14 protein-coding genes are annotated in these 16738 nt (G+C 57.3%); 7 read left to right on the top strand and 7 right to left on the bottom strand.

The features are described 5' to 3' along the window. Positions 1 to 61 precede the first annotated feature (61 nt). The 5 genes from NAT21_RS14265 (at position 62) to NAT21_RS14245 (ending at position 8369) form a co-directional block, all read left to right on the top strand. Positions 62 to 1726 (top strand): GMC family oxidoreductase, encoded by a 1665-nt coding sequence (locus tag NAT21_RS14265; RefSeq protein ID WP_250939453.1) that lies wholly within the window; start codon positions 62 to 64, stop codon positions 1724 to 1726. A 27-nt stretch (positions 1727 to 1753) separates the two neighbouring features. Beyond that, the gene (locus tag NAT21_RS14260; protein ID WP_250939451.1) at positions 1754 to 3127 is read left to right on the top strand and encodes a CaiB/BaiF CoA transferase family protein; all 1374 of its coding nucleotides are present in this window, start codon (positions 1754 to 1756) and stop codon (positions 3125 to 3127) included. A 174-nt stretch (positions 3128 to 3301) separates the two neighbouring features. After that, positions 3302 to 4147 (top strand): enoyl-CoA hydratase-related protein, encoded by an 846-nt coding sequence (locus tag NAT21_RS14255; protein WP_407658247.1) that lies wholly within the window; start codon positions 3302 to 3304, stop codon positions 4145 to 4147. Positions 4148 to 4216: 69 nt separating this feature from the next. Continuing rightward, the gene (locus NAT21_RS14250; RefSeq protein WP_250939449.1) at positions 4217 to 5779 is read left to right on the top strand and encodes a BCCT family transporter; all 1563 of its coding nucleotides are present in this window, start codon (positions 4217 to 4219) and stop codon (positions 5777 to 5779) included. 76 nt (positions 5780 to 5855) lie between these two features. Continuing rightward, positions 5856 to 8369, top strand: coding sequence for a CaiB/BaiF CoA-transferase family protein (locus tag NAT21_RS14245; protein WP_250939447.1), 2514 nt, complete (start codon positions 5856 to 5858; stop codon positions 8367 to 8369). A 185-nt stretch (positions 8370 to 8554) separates the two neighbouring features. Here the strand turns inward: NAT21_RS14245 and NAT21_RS14240 are convergent, their stop codons facing one another. From NAT21_RS14240 to NAT21_RS14230, 3 genes are all read right to left on the bottom strand, one after another. Next, entirely contained in the window at positions 8555 to 9322 is a 768-nt protein-coding gene (locus NAT21_RS14240) for a cytochrome c oxidase assembly protein (protein ID WP_250939445.1), read from the bottom strand. Next, positions 9319 to 9783, bottom strand: a complete 465-nt coding sequence (locus tag NAT21_RS14235; protein WP_250939443.1) for a DUF2243 domain-containing protein — start codon at positions 9781 to 9783, stop codon at positions 9319 to 9321. The genes NAT21_RS14240 and NAT21_RS14235 overlap by 4 nt, the downstream gene beginning before the upstream one ends. Before the next feature lie 213 nt (positions 9784 to 9996). Further along, positions 9997 to 11268, bottom strand: coding sequence for an acyltransferase family protein (locus NAT21_RS14230; protein ID WP_250939441.1), 1272 nt, complete (start codon positions 11266 to 11268; stop codon positions 9997 to 9999). 271 nt (positions 11269 to 11539) lie between these two features. Between NAT21_RS14230 and gnd the strand changes: the two genes are divergently transcribed. Together gnd and NAT21_RS14220 are read left to right on the top strand one after the other, a co-directional pair. Continuing rightward, positions 11540 to 12529: a phosphogluconate dehydrogenase (NAD(+)-dependent, decarboxylating) gene (gene gnd, locus NAT21_RS14225; RefSeq protein WP_250939439.1), complete on the top strand. Its 990-nt coding sequence runs from the start codon at positions 11540 to 11542 to the stop codon at positions 12527 to 12529. A 105-nt stretch (positions 12530 to 12634) separates the two neighbouring features. Next, complete coding sequence (locus tag NAT21_RS14220) at positions 12635 to 13819, top strand: BaiN/RdsA family NAD(P)/FAD-dependent oxidoreductase (protein ID WP_250939437.1); 1185 nt, start codon at positions 12635 to 12637, stop codon at positions 13817 to 13819. Positions 13820 to 13856: 37 nt separating this feature from the next. Here the strand turns inward: NAT21_RS14220 and NAT21_RS14215 are convergent, their stop codons facing one another. The 4 genes from NAT21_RS14215 to NAT21_RS14200 are packed head-to-tail and all read right to left on the bottom strand — an operon-like array spanning position 13857 to position 16722. Continuing rightward, positions 13857 to 14153 (bottom strand): YqjK family protein, encoded by a 297-nt coding sequence (locus NAT21_RS14215; RefSeq protein WP_250939435.1) that lies wholly within the window; start codon positions 14151 to 14153, stop codon positions 13857 to 13859. Further along, positions 14140 to 14535 (bottom strand): phage holin family protein, encoded by a 396-nt coding sequence (locus NAT21_RS14210; RefSeq protein ID WP_250939433.1) that lies wholly within the window; start codon positions 14533 to 14535, stop codon positions 14140 to 14142. Before NAT21_RS14210 ends, NAT21_RS14215 begins: the two co-directional genes overlap by 14 nt. After that, entirely contained in the window at positions 14535 to 14870 is a 336-nt protein-coding gene (locus NAT21_RS14205) for an ElaB/YgaM/YqjD family protein (protein WP_250939431.1), read from the bottom strand. The genes NAT21_RS14210 and NAT21_RS14205 overlap by 1 nt, the downstream gene beginning before the upstream one ends. A gap of 52 nt (positions 14871 to 14922) precedes the next feature. Next, complete coding sequence (locus NAT21_RS14200; protein WP_250939429.1) at positions 14923 to 16722, bottom strand: phospholipase A; 1800 nt, start codon at positions 16720 to 16722, stop codon at positions 14923 to 14925. Positions 16723 to 16738 lie beyond the last annotated feature (16 nt).

Genomic DNA, 16738 nt, shown 5'->3' with positions numbered 1-16738 from the left:
ATGCCGGCTGCGACGAACGCCTTTGGGGCAGGCGCGCCGGCATACCCCGCGAGAGCACGCCATGGCTGATCAGACCAACACTACTCATGCCTTCGATTATATCGTGGTGGGCGCCGGTACCGCCGGCTGCCTGCTCGCCAATCGACTCAGTGCGAACCCGGTGAATCGGGTGCTGCTGATCGAGGCTGGCGGTCGTGACAATTATCACTGGATTCACATTCCGGTGGGTTACCTGTACTGCATCAATAACCCGCGGACCGACTGGCGATTCCGTACCGAGCCTGATCCCGGCCTGAATGGCCGCTCGCTGATCTACCCGCGGGGCAAGATCCTCGGTGGCTGTTCCAGCATCAATGGCATGCTTTATCTGCGTGGCCAGGCCCGGGACTATAATGGCTGGGCCGAGATGACCGGTGATGATGCATGGCGCTGGGACAACTGCCTGCCGGACTTCATGAAGCACGAAGATCATTATCGTCTGGATGACGGGGGTGATGCCGATGCCGATCACCATAAATTCCATGGTCATGGTGGTGAGTGGCGCATCGAAAGGCAACGCCTGAAGTGGCAGGTGCTGGCGGACTTCGCCACTGCCGCGGTAGAGGCTGGCGTTCCCCGTACCCGCGATTTCAATCGCGGTGATAACGAAGGGGTGGACGCTTTTGAAGTCAATCAGCGCTCTGGCTGGCGGTGGAATGCCTCCAAGGCATTCCTGCGGGGGGTTACGCAGCGCAATAATCTGACGGTCTGGCACTCGACCCAGGTGCTCAAGCTCGATTTTGAATCGGACGAGGGAGGGGAGCCCCGCTGTTCTGGTGCCACGGTCGAGCGTGACGGGAAGGAGGTCGTGGTAACGGCCCGCCGTGAGGTAGTGCTCTCCGCCGGTGCCATTGGGTCGCCACAACTGCTGCAGGTCTCCGGTATTGGACCAGCATCGCTGCTCGCTGAGCACGATATTCCTGTGGTATCGGATTTGCCCGGCGTGGGCGAAAACCTGCAGGACCACCTGCAGATTCGTTCGATCTACAAGGTCAAGGGCGCCAAGACACTCAACACCATGGCCAACTCGCTGATGGGCAAGGCAAAAATCGGGCTGGAATACGCGTTGAAACGCTCCGGGCCGATGAGTATGGCACCGTCCCAGCTATGTATCTTTACTCGAAGTTCAAAGGACTACGAGCAACCCAATCTCGAATATCACGTTCAGCCGCTGAGCCTCGAGGCCTTCGGACAGCCCTTGCATGATTTCCCGGCCATCACGGCGAGTGTGTGCAACCTCAACCCGACCAGCCGGGGCACGGTACGTATCAAGAGCCGCGACCCTCGTCAGCCACCAGCCATCTCTCCCAATTACCTGAGCACGCCCGAGGATCGCCAGGTGGCTGCCGACTCGCTGCGCGTCACGCGCCACATCGCCTCTCAGCCGGCCTTCGCCAAATATGAACCCGAGGAGTTCAAGCCAGGGGTTCAGTATCAAAGCGATGATGATCTTACCCGGCTGGCCGGGGACATCGGTACCACCATCTTCCATCCGGTAGGTACTGCCAAAATGGGGCGTGACGATGATCCCATGGCGGTGGTGGATTCTCACCTTCGAGTCAGGGGCGTCTCCGGCCTGCGTGTTGTAGATGCCAGCATCATGCCGACCATCACCAGCGGTAACACCAACTCGCCGACGTTGATGATCGCCGAGAAGGCAGCAGGCTGGATTCTGGCGTCACACTAAATTCTACAGGAATTGGGGAGAACACCGATGGTCACCTCAGCGCAAACGGAGCTCAAGAAGGGTCCACTTGACGGGATTACCGTGCTTGACTTTTCCCGGGTGCTTGCCGGGCCCTATTGCACCATGGTGCTGGCCGATCTCGGAGCCCGTGTCATCAAGGTCGAAAGAATCGGAACCGGTGATGATACACGGGAATTCGGACCGTTCGTCGAAGGCGAAAGCGCGTATTTCAGCTGCTTCAACCGGAACAAGGAAAGCATCGTTCTGGATATCAAGTCGCCTCGCGATCGTGAGCTGCTGGAACGTTTGCTGGACGAGTCCGATGTACTGGTGGAAAACTTTCGGCCCGGCGTGATGGATCGCCTGGGGTACGGGCCTGAGCGCCTCGCCAGGACGCACCCACATCTGATCTATTCTTCGATCTCCGGGTTCGGTCATACCGGCCCCTTCAGCGAGTTGCCCGGTTACGACATGGTTGTGCAGGCCATGGGCGGCATCATGAGCCTGACAGGATGGCCCGACGGCGAGCCCTCACGGGTGGGAACCAGCTTTGGCGATCTGAGTGCGGCGCTCTTTGCTGCGGTCGGTATCGTTGCAGCTCTTTATAGCCGAACCAGGGATGCTCAGGGCACTCGCATCGATATCGGCATGCTTGATTGCCAGGCAGCATTGATGGAGACCGCATTGGCTCGCTATGACGTTGAGGGGAAAGTCCCGAACCGGACCGGTGATAGCCACCCCTCCCTGGCGCCCTTCGAAAGCTTCAACTCCAAGGATGGCAAGCTCGTTATCGCCGCCGGCAACGATACCCTGTTCCTCCTGATGGCCGATGCCATCGGGGCGGCCAGACTTGCCCTTGATCCCCGCTTCCTCAGTAACGACCTGCGATGCCGGAATCGCCCCGAACTGGTCGCTGAAATGGAGAAGATCCTGCTGGAGCAGCCCGTGCAGCATTGGGTGGATCTGCTCAACGAGGAGGGGGTGCCCTGTTCACCAATCAATACCATCGACAAGCTGTTCGATCATCCGCAACTGCAGGCGCGCAACATGATCGTTCAGGTTGAGGGTAGCGCCGGCAAGCCCTTCAGGACAGCGGGTAATCCCATCAAGATGACCGGGCGCGAGGATTTCGACCGTCACGTTCCCTCAAGGGCACCGGGGCTCGGACAACATCGAGAAGCCATTCTGGCTGAACTGATGGCACGCAAGCGTTCCTATCACCTGCCAACGACGTCGGAAGAGCGTGACGCGGCGTTCCAGGCGCCTGATGTGGATCTCTCATGGCAAACATTTTATCCCGCGGGATCCCCTGAATCTGGCGCCAGACGTTCAGATGGAGGGGCGGCCGGGGCAGCGGCTCAGGCGTCATCCGCTGCGCGACAGCTCGATCCGACCGAGTAGCGTGCCTGTTTTGATCTGGCGTGATTCCTCAGGTCGGTGAAAGAGGGCGTCAGGGAGAATCAGTGCACGTTCACATGGAAGCAGGCATGTCTGCTCCCTGCCGGATGGGCGCCTGAGCCAGGGAGCTGCCTGAAAAAAATCAGTGGGTTACCAGGAATAAACGGGAGTTGGAAGATGAACAAGACAGCGGAACGCCAGCCACAATCGAAACCCGACGAGTCCCCTTCTTCTGATGCGCAGGCCGATACCGGCCCGGAGATGATCATCGTTGAGCGGCGCGAGCGGGTCGGGCTCATCATCCTGAATCGTCCACGGAATCTGAATGCGCTCAATCGGCAACTGGCCGAGGAAACACTTGCCGTGCTGCGTGATATGGACGCTGATCCGGATATTGGTGCAATCGTGATCACCGGCAGTCCGAGAGCCTTCGCGGCCGGTGCGGATATCGAGGAGATGGCCGAGAAGCCCTTCACCGACTTTTACATGGATGACTTTCTTTCGCCCTGGGATCAGGTGCGTCAGATTTCAAAGCCGATCATTGCCGCGGTCGGCGGGTTTGCGCTTGGTGGCGGGTGTGAGCTCGCCTTGTTGTGTGACCTGATCATCGCCTCGGATGACGCTCAGTTCGGTCAGCCGGAAATCAAGCTGGGCATCTTGCCTGGCATTGGCGGCTCGCAGCGCCTGGCCCGTTCGATCGGCAAGGCGATGACGATGGATCTGGTACTGACCGGTCGCAATATCGGTGCCCGGGAAGCGAAGGAAATCGGTCTGGTTGCCCGGGTGGTACCGAAAGAGGAGCTGATGCAACACGCGCTCGAGGCAGCCCATACCATTGCCGGCTATAACGCACCGGCCGTGAAGATGGCCAAGGTAGCCGTCAATGCGGCCTTCGAGACGCCCCTTGCCGAGGGGTTGCGTCAGGAGCGTCTGCTGTTTCAGGCGGCGTTCGCCACCGAGGGGCAGAAGGAGGGCATGAGCGCTTTCGTCAAGAAGCGCGCGCCGGTTTTTCGCCATCGCTAGATAAAGGCGCTTGTAGTTTCCACCGCTTAAACCTGAAAGAAAAAGTTCAATAACTAATAGGGTTACCCAATGAGCACACCAACAACATCGGATGACAGCCTCGACTTGAGGGTCTTTATACCCTCTGTCCTGGTTATTGTGGGGCTGGTAGTCCCGCTGATCATGTTCCCGGAATCGGGGACTGCTCTGGTCAATACGGCCTTCGCATTTGCTACCGGAAAATTCGGCTGGCTTTACATGATCGCCGGGCTGAGTGTCGTTCTATTTCTTGTCGGGCTGGCGTTCAGCCGGTATGGCAATGTGCGTCTGGGTGGGCCGGATGACACGCCTGAGTTTTCGTATTTCAGCTGGGTGGCGATGATCTTTGCCGGTGGCATCGGTATTGCGATCGTCAACTGGGCATGGGTCGAGCCCATTTACTACTTTACAAGCCCGCCCTTTGACATAGAGCCCTCAAGTAATGCTGCGGCTGAATGGGCCCTTACCTACGGTCAGTTCCACTGGGGATTCACGCCCTGGGCATTTTATTGCCTGCCTGCCATTCCCATTGCCTATTCGATGTATGTCCACAATCGCCCCGGCGTCCGGCTGTCCGTGGCCTCCCGAGGCGTTCTGGGTCGTCATTCCGATGGATGGATCGGATCGATTCTTGATGCAGTTGTCGTGTTCGGTATCGTCGGTGGTGTAGGTACGTCACTGGGTCTTGCGGTACCGCTGGTGTCTCGACTGGTCAGCGGGCTGTTTGGTGTCGAACCGTCATTCATGCTCGATGTCGGCGTGTTGCTGGTCTGGACCGCCATTTTCTCTGCCAGTGTCTGGTTCGGGCTGGCGAAGGGCATTCGTATCCTGTCCGATATCAATGTCTGGCTGGCCATCTTTCTGCTCGCATTCACCTTCATCGTCGGGGATTCGCTGTTCATGATTGAAGGGTGGGTGAACAGTCTTGGCAAGATGACCTCTCACTTCGTGGAAATGAGCCTCTGGACCGATCCGGTTGGCGGTTCAACCTTCTGGAAGGACTGGACGGTCTTTTATTGGGCCTGGTGGATTGCCTACGCCCCCATGATGGGTCTGTTTGTGGCTCGTATCTCTCGAGGACGTACCATACGTGAGCTCATCATTGCGGAAATGGTATTCGGTGCGCTGGGTTGCTGGGTCTTCTTCGCCATCTGGGGCGGTTATGCGCTCGAACTGCAGATCAGTGGGGCCCTGAATGTGGCAGGCATCCTCGATGAAGGCGGTATACCGGCAGCCGTAGAGGCCATTCTCAATACGCTGCCCTTCTCGCAGGTGGTCACGGGGCTATTCATCCTGCTTTGTTTCATCTTCCTGGCAACTACCCTGGACAGCTCCGCCTACGTTCTGGCGTCGGTCACGTCTCGTAAACTATCCGGCTATCAGGAGCCCAGGCGCTCCATTCGCCTGACCTGGGCCTTCCTGATTGCGGGTGTCGGGGTAGCCCTGATTCAGCTGGGTGGTCTCAAGGCCGTCCAGACGTCAACCATCGTGGTGGCCCTGCCCATGATCCCGGTGCTGGGTATTCTGACCTGGTCGCTTATCCGCTGGTTGCGTCAGGACTTCGCCAAGAAGGTCCTGGAGCCTCATCTGGTCATTGACGATCAACGCAAGTAATTGATCCTGTCAGGAGGCCGTAAGGCCTCCTGATGTTCCAAACAAGTAACATATCGGCGTGATAAGGAAACTCATAATGGCATTAAATCCCCATTCAAACCTGCCATTGAAAGATGTCAAGGTTATCGACTTTGGTCAGTTCATTGCTGGCCCCGCGGTGGCGATGATCCTGGCAGATCTGGGTGCTACGGTCGTCCACGTCGATCCCCCAAAGGGACCGCTTTGGACATCACCTGCCAATGCGACGCTCAATCGCAACAAGCTGATCGTGTCCATCGACCTCAAGCAACAGGAGGGCCGTGAGCAGGCTCTGGCGTTGATCGAGGAAGCCGATATTGTCATCGAGAGTTTTCGTCCCGGCGTGATGGCGCGTCTCGGCATCGACTTCACGGCCTTGCGTGAGGAGCGCCCGGAGCTGATCACCCTGTCGATTCCCGGCTTTGCCTCCAATGATGAGCTGCGCCGTGACTGGCATGCCTTCGAAAGCGTCATTGCGGCCAATTCCGGCGTTTTCACGGATATGGGGCTCAACCGGGTACTGATGGGAATCAATCCGTCATTTTCACCGCTGCCGCTGGGTTCTGCCTACGGCACCATGCTGGCGGCGTCTTCGGTGGTACTGGCGCTACAGGCGCGTGAACGCACGGGGCTGGGGGATGAAATCGAAGTGCCGCTGGTCTGCGCCCTTATGGAGGGCCTGACCTACAACTCGATCAGGATCGACGGCCTGCCGGAGCGCTACAAGACGCAGCGCGAGAAGGAGATCGAGCGCCGGCGCATCGAAGGTCTGCCCATGAACCTCAGCTACGATGAGCTTCAGGAGCTGCTGGACCCCTTTTATCGCAGCTACAAGTGCAAGGATGGGCGCATGTTCTATGTGGTCTGTCCAAGCCACAATCAGCATGCCAAGCGTTGTCTGAAGGTACTGGGTATCTATGATGAACTGGTTGCCGAGGGCATGAACGAGGAACCGGATACCTATCGTCCGGTCAGCGAATGGGCATCCGACATGTCACTGGGGGTCTACCCTCTGCCCAAGCATTGGGCCGATCATATCGCCGCCCGGATGAAAGAGGTCTTCATTACCCGAACGTCCAAGGAGTGGGAAAAGATCTTTGGCCGCGGCAAGTTTCCCGGTGCTCCGCAGCGCTGGTTGCAGGAGTGGATCCACGATGACCATGCCGAAACGTCCGGCCTGATGGTCGAGGTGGACGACCCGGAATTCGGCGTCATGACCCAGCCTGGCCCCATGGTGTGGTTGCAGGGCAGCGGTGCGGAGATGCTGTCGCCTGCACCACGCCGCTGGGTCAACTATCAGGAAGCGTTGAACGCTCTGCTTCGGATCGAGACCAAACTGCCAAGGGTGCGTGCCAAGAATGCTCGCGATGGCTGGCTTGAGGGGGTTCGGGTTCTTGATCTGTGCAACGTGATCGCCGGGCCGCATTCCGTGGCTTATCTGGCTCGCTTCGGAGCGGAAATCATCAAGATCGATCCAGCCAAGCCCTTTTATGACTGCTGGAACACGGTCATCTTCGGTTTGTCTCACATGCGCTCCAAGCGATCCGTGCTGACCGATGTCACGCAGCCACGAGGACGCGAGATTCTCGAGGAGCTCATCCGCCAGAGCGATGTGGTGGTCTGGAATGCCACCGACAAGCAGGTGAGCCGCATGGGATTGACCGAAGAAGGCATGAAGCGTTTGAATCCCCAGGCCATTTTCTGTCAACTGGACTGTTTCAGCGGTGTACTGCCCGGCCCACGGACCAATTACCTCGGTTACGACGATCTGGTGCAGGCGACCACCGGCATCATGCTGCGCTTTGGCGGCAGCATGGACACGCCTGAAGAGCACGCTCACGTTGGCACCATTGATGTCATGTGTGGTTTCGGCGCTTCGCTCGGTATAGCGACAGCGCTGTATCAAAAGCTCAAGACCGGCAGGGTGGATCGGGTGAAGACCTCGCTGTCCGCCCTGAGCGGTCTGGCTCAGATGCCATTCTGTTACGACTATGAGCGTCGCGGGCTCTTTGATGAGCCGGCAGGGCGGGAAGTCAATGGCTACGATGATCTGTCACGTTTCTATTCAGCATCTGATGGCATCCTGCTGATCAGCGCCTATGAGCAGGAACTGCACAAGTTCGCCAATGTCGAGGGCCTGGAAGGGCTGGCCGAGGTGCCGGCAAGCGAACGCGCCGCTTTTCTGGCCCCCCGGTTTGTGACCATGCGCGCCCTGGACTGGGTAGAGCGGTTGCAGGCCGCCGATATCGCTGCGGCCGTGTGTGAAAACCTCGAAACGCTTCGCTCCTACAATGCCCATCCGGCAGATGAGCATGCCACGGGCATCGATCGGGGCAGCTATTCCTTTTCTGTCTACGAGGACCATCCCAGCGGGCATGTGATTACACAGCTTGATCCCTATGCGATTCGCCCGAGGCGGGGAAGGATCTATCCCATGGTGCCTTCTGAAAAGTACGGAGCGTCGACCCGAAGTGTCCTTGAGGAGCTCGGCCACTCAGCTGATGACATCGACCGCTTGATTGAAGACGGCGTTGTATCGGAAAGCTGGAGCCGTGAGTACCTGCCAAGCTGAGGTCCGCCCCGTTTACCGGGGCGATATCAGGCTTCGCAGTGTGTTCAGGACAATATTTCTGTATTGTTGAGAGTTAATGAAAACCAGCCTTTTATGGCTGGTTTTTTCGTGTCAGGCCAGAGGGTTTCAATCGCCGTTGAGGTACAGGATCTCCTTTCAACGAGCCGGTGGCGTTTGGTTCGCCGTCATGGTCCTGTCCACAGGGCCCGCGGGGTAGTATGAGGAGGGCGTTCGCGGGCCAGCCACTGGCGTACCAGTACAAACACCAGTATCGCTTCGGCCAGTTCTCCGCCGTAGAACATCCACTGGGCGGCCTGGGTGATGTCCTGTACCGTGGCGCCTGGCATGGCCGGGGCCTGAATGAAGTACATCCATTTTCCCAGTACGGCATGGCATGCCATGGCGATGACAAGAACGATCAGTCGAGCAGGAAGGGCGGGACGATAGGGTGCCGGGTCCGGCCCGGCCACGGCCCAGGTAAACAGGCAGCCGGCGGCCATAAAATGAAAATGAACCAGAAGTGCCAGTGCCGGTGAGTGAAGCTGGGCCACGTACAGGCCGGTGAGGTACAGCATGGCCATACCGCCGATATTGAATATTACACTGGTTATCGGGTGACTCCAGAGTCGGACGGCAGGGTGGCCAAGCAAGGCGACGAGCCCTCGGGCGCCCCGTGTCGGCAGGGTCTTGAGCAACAATGTCATGGGGCAGGCGAACACCAGCGCGACAGGCGCATACATGCCGATCATCAAATGCTGGATCATGTGGGCCCGCAGATCATGGTGAGCCAGATGCATCACGATGGGCGACAGGCCCAGTTCGATCAGAACAATGCCTGAAATGAACAGGGCCGTGCGATAACCGGGCCAGGACTGTCCGCGCTGCTTTTGTTGCCATACACCGAGCACATACGCGCACCCCACCAGCGCAGTGAGCAACCTCAGTGCCATCATGACAGCTGAGTGCTGGCCTGCCCGCGCCGGGCTCGCTGAAGCAGCACATAACCGACGGCCAGAAGGGCGATACCTGCGCCGTTCCAGGCCAGGTCGTACACAATCAGGTTGTCGACGTAGCGTACCTGATGCAGCCCCAGCAGCTTGTGATCCACAATGCCATCGAATACCTGAAAGCCGCCCATGCCAAGCAGAAATCCCGGGCCACGATAGCCAGGCGCATGATGGTGGGTTTCGTGAAGTCTGAGCATCATCGCCGCCCCGGTTACAAGCAATACCAGCTCCATGGTATGCAGCACGCCATCCGAAATGATGGCTGCAACGGTGCTGTCGCTTTCCACGAAGTGATGCCAGACCAGTAACTGGTGGAAGATGATTTCATCAATGGCCGCCATGAAACCGATGCCCAGTAGTATGGCGGCCAGCAGGGTACGTCGAACATCAGGAGCAGGTGCGGTCATGCGTCATATCCTTTGACGGATGAGTAAATGTTTCCAAAGCATAGACGACTTGACAGGGGGGCGGAGTGGGGAGAACGACGGTCGATACGTTGCTCGTTACGCGTCCGGAAATACGACTGTCTGCCTGAAAGGTTGCGCTGGCATTGATGTGGAAGTATTCACGGGGTTGATAACCCTCTGCCCCCGGCAGATGCCGGGGGCAGAGGGTGTACTTCAGGCTTGTGAGGAGTAGGTGGTTCTGGTACCGCGTTTTGGTTTGAGGAACCGTGCACGCAGCCTGTCTCGCATTCGATTGACCAGGCGCGTCTGAAACAGGGCGCTTGCTACGATCACCACTGCCAGATAGATCGGGTATACCCATAGGCTTCTTTCTTCCTGAGTTGCCAGATGGGGCAGCATGCCGAGAGTGGCATCCGTTGTAATGATGTCGAACAGGGCGTAGCTCGCCTTTTCAATTTTTGATGCCATCATGGACAGCGGAATATGCAGTGCAAAGATCGACAGCGAGGCGATGCCCAGGCGGGCAGCAACGCCTGCGCTCCATGTGCGAGGGTCAAGTCGACTGCGCGCACAGAGCATGACCAGCAGCAGTTGAGCCGGCAGTAACAGGCCATTATGAACCAGGTAATACCACTGGCCGCCGACGAACTGGTACAGCATGGCCGTGGCCCAAAGGCACAGCAGGATGAATCCGATTGACCACCATTTGCCGGTATGTCCGGTGAGGGCAGCCAGCCATGCGGGCTTCAGATCATACACCCGGTACAGCACGATACCTGCAAGAAATTCCGGCAGCCGCAGCAGCGGATTGCGATGCATCATGCCGTGGGCGATGGGGGTGACGGTGTCGCTGAAAAACATGTACAGCGAGGGGGTCAGATAGAGTAGGCACAGTACGGTCAGCAGCAGAGCCGGCCGATATGTAGCGCGCAGCCTGGGTGCCAGATAGGGAAAGGTAATATAAAAGAACAGCAGGGCGGAAAGTGACCATGCCGGCTGATTGAAGACGGTATATAGCGGATTCCATGCCTGTAGCAGCGAGAGATTGAGCCCCAGGTTGACCAACCACCCTGTTGCATCAAGGGCGTAGGCCTGCGTCTCGGGCGCATTCATGTGCCAGCCGTTGACATTGTGGTCTACCATCACTGTGCCCATCGAGCCCGAGGCTGTGAGCGCCAGGGGGATGGCCAGCAGCAGGGCCAGTATATGGATCGGGTAGAGAGAGCTTAACCGTTTAATGAAAAAGCTCTTTTTATTGATCTCGGCGCGTCGCCCCGGCCCCAGGTATACGTGCGTCAATAGAAAGCCCGACAGCACGAAAAATGTACTGGTCGAGAAAAAGCCGAGGCTTAACAGGCTATGTACCATGGGAAGCGCCTGTACTTCCGGATAATTTTTCAGCGTATGAAACATTACCAGATAGATGGCCAGTGCGAAGCGCAGCCAGTCCAGCGCTACAAATGTCTCCCTGGATGGTGTTGCCATGGTACGGTCCCTCTCATCACTGTCTTGTGTCACGATTGACTTGGGTCGAGGATGAAGCAGTAAGACGACTGAAGCTGTGCTCAAGTGATTTCATTTGGTTACCTTAAGATTTTTCAAAGTTACATTTTCAAAGTATCCCTGCCTTTTTGCTGTAAAAGAAAGTTGCTTCGGTATTAGCCGGTATTTCGCTCTTTTTGCTAGAATCCTTCCCAGATTACCGGGCCCTCTGGTCTGAGCCATTATGCATGCTGTGCAAGCAAGGAGCGTTTTCGTGAAAATAGGGATTATCGGGCTGGGTCGAATGGGGGCAAACATTGCCCGTCGCTTGATGGATGCCGACCATGAGTGTGTCGTCTTTGATGCCAGTGCCGAGGCGGTCAGTACATTGTCTGACGAAGGTGCGCAGGGGGTTGGATCTCTGGATGAGCTGATTGATGCGTTGCCTGCGCCCCGTGTCATCTGGCTGATGCTGCCGGCCGGCGATATTACGGAACAGACGGTCGAGACGCTGCGAGGCAAGCTTGGCAGCGATGACACCCTGATCGACGGCGGCAATGCAAACTTCAAGGATGATGTGCGTCGCGCCGAAAAACTGGCCGAGCAGGGTATCCACTATGTAGATGTGGGTGTGTCCGGTGGCGTATGGGGACGAGAACGTGGTTATTGCCTGATGATCGGTGGTGAACAACCGGTCGTTGAAAAGCTGGATCCGATCTTTGAAACGCTGGCTCCTGGCAAGGGGGATATCGACAAGACCCCATCTCGTGCCACGCGCGATCCGCGTGTTGAGCAGGGCTATATGTATTGCGGGCCGAATGGCTCGGGCCATTTCGTCAAAATGGTACACAACGGCATTGAATACGGCATGATGCAGGCGTTTGCCGAAGGGTTTGATATCCTGAAGAACCGTAACAAGGAAGAGCTGCCCGAGAACATGCGCTACGACATCGAGCTGGCGGATGTTGCCGAGCTGTGGCGTCGTGGCAGCGTGATTTCATCCTGGTTGCTGGATCTGACCTCCATTGCGCTGGCCGAAGATAATGACCTTGAAGGGTATAGCGGCAAGGTCAACGATTCAGGTGAAGGGCGCTGGACCATCGAGGCGGCCATCGAGGAAGCAGTACCAGCCAATGTGCTGTCTGCGGCGCTATTCACGCGGTTCCGTTCCCGTAGCGACAATACGTATGGTGAAAAGCTGTTGTCAGCGATGCGCAAGCAGTTTGGTGGCCATGTCGAGACGCCGCCTGATCCGAAGAAATAAACGGATAAGCAGGTTGCAGCGCCGCACACGATGCGGCGCTGCTGTATCAGGACGGTATTTTTTCAAGTAATGAGGCCGGGCAGTGATGGTTAAAGCGATAACGACATGACAGAAGCGCGCGACATTATAGTGATTGGCGCAGGTGCGGCCGGGCTGATGTGTGCGGCGGCGGCGGCCTATCGTGGGCATCATGTGCAGCTGCTTGACCATGCAAACAAGGCGGCCAAAAAAATCCTGATGTCCGGGGGCGGTCGATGTAATTTCACCAACCTGAATTCGACGCCGGCAGATTTCTTTTCCGACAACCCCTATTTCTGTATTTCGGCCTTGAAACGCTATACGCCACGCGACTTTCTGGAGCTGGTAGAGCGCCATGGTATTTCGTATGTCGAGAAAGAGCCTGGTCAGCTTTTTTGCGAGGAGTCGAGCAGGGATATTGCCAACATGTTACTGACCGAGTGTGAGTGGGCAGGGGTGACCCTGTCGCTCTCGACCACCATTGCCTCGGTAATGGCTCGGGAGCAGGGCGGCTATCGGCTGGAAACGTCTCGCGGAAGCATCGAGGCTGATGCTGTCGTCGTGGCAACCGGCGGCTTGTCGATCCCGACGATGGGGGCGACCGGATTTGGATACGACCTGGCGCGCCAGTTTGGCGTTAATGTACTGCCGGTGCGGGCTGCCCTGGTACCCTTCACTTTCAGTGGTGAGTGGAAAACGCGCTTCTCTGGCTTGTCCGGATTGGCCGTGCCTGTTGAGGCTCGTTGTGGTGACGGCTGCTATCGGGAACCGGTGCTGATGACTCACCGTGGGCTTTCCGGTCCCTCCATGCTGAAGCTGTCCACGCACTGGCGTGAGGGAGAGGACATTGTCATCGACTGGTTTGCCGGTCAGGATGTTCTTGAGCTGCTAAAGCAGGCGCGAGCAGAGACACCTCGCCGGCAGCTTCAGACCTGGTTGAAGGCATTCTTGCCTCATCGGCTGGCAGCAGCGTTCAGTGACTGGTATGACATGGGAGGCACTCTGGCAGCCCTTTCCAATGCGCAGTGCCTGCAGATCAGTCAGCACCTCTCGGCCATGTACCTCAAACCGTCGGGCACGGAAGGGTGGCGTACTGCAGAGGTAACGCTGGGCGGTGTGGATACCCGTGAGGTATCCTCAAAGACATTCGAAGCGGTCAATCAGCCGGGGCTTTATTTCATAGGTGAGGTGCTGGACGTCACCGGACAGCTGGGAGGTCACAACTTCCAGTGGGCATGGGCCAGTGGTGTCGCCTGCGGACGGGCTTTATAAGGGGGCGGGCGCATGGCCTGAAAGAGGCGCGCCCCGCCTAGCGGGACAGCAACCCCTTGACGCGCTTGAACATGGTGTAAGCCAGAATACCCTTGCGCAGATGCCTTGCGATACCCTTTCGCTCATGACGCCTGTTGCGTCGGGCCCGCCATGCAGTCGCAAGGCTTGCCCCTGTCAGTAGTACACCCTTGTAGCGGGCTATCTTCTGCCATCCCCTGTCCATCGGGGCTGTCGCTTCCAGCCAGTCCCGTGCACTGTGGCTTATATCAAGCCGGTCCTGGATGACCTGGTGTTCCAGTTGGGCACGGCGAATTTCCAGCTCACGAAGTTTCACGATGCTGCTCCAGATGCTGTCGGTCTTCGCTGAACTGACTCAGCGTCGATTTCAGCAGGCTTGGGCGTCGTGCGATGGCTCGAACGCGCCATGCCAGTAGAAGGCCCAGAGCGATCAGAATGCCGGAGGCTATGCCCATGGCCATCAGTCTGTGATCTTCCCAGAACATGACCACAATCAGCAGCATCAGCATACCGATGCCGAATGCGATCAGCAGCATGGCGATGCCCGCCAGAATGAGCATCAGCATCAGGCGTGAACGTTCTTCCTCAAGCTCTACAACGAAAAGACGCAGGCGAGTTTCGCCTGCGTTGATCATCGAGCTTATGACGTTACGCGATGCGCCGAAAAGGCGCTCGAAAGGTCCGTCATTCTGTGGCATCAGCGACGTCCGAGCAGCAACCCGAGAACCACACCGGCGCCTGCAGCAAGACCGACGCTGGCCCACGGATTTTCATGGACATAGTTATCAGCGCAGTCGAATTTCTCGAGCGCCTGTTCCCGTACGTATTCGCCTTTTTCACTCAGACGACTCTTGACTGCTGCCAGGCGCTGTTCAGCCTGCTCGCGTACGCGAGAAACATTCTCTCGAGAATCATCCGCGGTAGCCTGCATCAGTTCTTCAACGGTGCTTGAAAGCTGGCGAAGATCATCATAAAGCTGTTCCTTGCTCACATTACGAGCTTGATCCTGCGGTTCAATAGGCTGCATGGCCATGTAGCGTCCTCCGGTGATTTAGGGTGTTCAACTCCAGCATAGCAGTAATCGGTTAGTCTTCAATATAACCGGGCATCCCGGCCTGAAACGCGTTGAAACTGAAGCCAAGACCGATGCGGCGGCTGTAATGATCGTAGTCGATCAGGCTTTCACCATAGCCTTCATAGAGCTGAATGAAGCCACGCAACTTGTTGTGCAGCGGGAAGGAATAGTCGATTTGATTGCCGTAATTGCCCTTGCCGGTATTGCCCTTGGCCGTCCACGTGATTTCCTGACCATGGCGTGCATAACCCAGCATCATGTCGGTGTAGCCGATATAGTTTTCAAGGTCGGGGTTATTGTCCTGCCGGTCGCCTTCAGGAATGCGCCAGTGCGGTGTGACGGTCAGCCACCAGTTGCCACGCTGGAAGGTGGTATCGGCATAAATGCGATTCCAGCTACGGGAAAGAGGGTCCGAGCGACCATTGGATTCGTGGGCAAACCCGATGCGGTTCAGTGTGTTGGTCCAGCCCAGCAGGGTCAGGCTGTTATCAAAGCTTGCAAAGATTTCCGGCTCGTAATTCGTTTCACGGAATGGGGCCGAGGCATCATCGTTGTAGGCCTGCCACCATGAGCGTTGCGTATAGGCAAAATAGATATCCCCATTACTGCCAAACAGGTCATCCCAGACCTTGACCTTGAGGCTCAACTGAAACTTGATTTCCGCATTGTCGACGTTCGAACCATCTCCGATCTGGTCGAAAAAGCGGGTATTGGGGCGCGTGTTGTAGGTCACCGGCAGGATGTAATTGCGGCGATACGCCGAGATGGCCAGCGGGTTGTTTTCGATGTTTGATTCCAGCGTGCGGCGGATGCGGACTGTTTCCGACGGATCCGGCGCATCACTGCCGTTGGCTGCTGCCACTGGAAGAGGGGCATGGTCCGGTGCGCTGGGAAGGCCGGCCGAAAAGGCATTGAAGCTCAGGCCTACGCCGAGGCGGCGCGTGTAATGATCATAATCGATCAGGCTTTCGCCATAGCCGTTATAGTACTGGACGAACCCCCGAAGCTTGTCGTGGAGCGGAAACGAATAGTCGATCTGGTTGCCATAGTGGCCCTTGCCCGGATTGCCCTTGATGGACCAGGTCAACTCCTGGTTATTGCGAGCATACCCCAGCATGATGTCGCCATAGCCCAGATAATTTTCGATATCCGGGTTGTCATCATCACTGTCACTTTCCGGAATGCGCCACCATGGTCTGACGCTCAGCCACCAGTTGCCATTCTGGAAGATGCTTTCTGCATACAGGCGATTCCAGCTGCGAGAAAGAGGATCCGAGCGGCCGTTGGACTGATGCACTGCCCCCAGGCGGTTAATGGTGTTGGTCCAGCCCAGTAGCGACAGGCTGTTGTCAAAACTCGCAAACACCTCCGGCTCATAATTGGTTTCCCTGAAGGGGGCCGAGGCATCCGAGTTATATGCCTGCCACCAGGAGCGCTGGGTATAGCCAAAGAAAAGATCTCCGTTGTCGTTCCAGACATCATCCAGCAGCTTGATCTTGAAGCTGAGCTGGAACTGCACTTCGCGGTTATCGACCGGTTCTCCGCTGATGTACCGGAAATTGCCTTCATCGGGATTAAAGTTGTACGTCATCGGCAGCAGGTAGTTGCGCCGATAGACTGTAATCGCCAGCGGATTGGCTTCGGCGTGACGTTCAAAGGCAGTGCGCCGCTGTGACTGGTCAGCCACCTGCCGTGTTTTTTCATTATCCGAGGTAGACGATTCGCCGAGGTCGGCTGCGTGAACCAATGCAGGAATCAGGGGAAGAGCCAGTAACGGCCAGTGCAGCAAACAGCGAATCAAGCGAGCCATATGGATACCTGTACGA

This window comes from Larsenimonas rhizosphaerae (assembly GCF_023700005.1).
Lineage (GTDB): Bacteria > Pseudomonadota > Gammaproteobacteria > Pseudomonadales > Halomonadaceae > Larsenimonas > Larsenimonas rhizosphaerae.
This window is presented reverse-complemented; position numbering and strand designations above follow the sequence as displayed.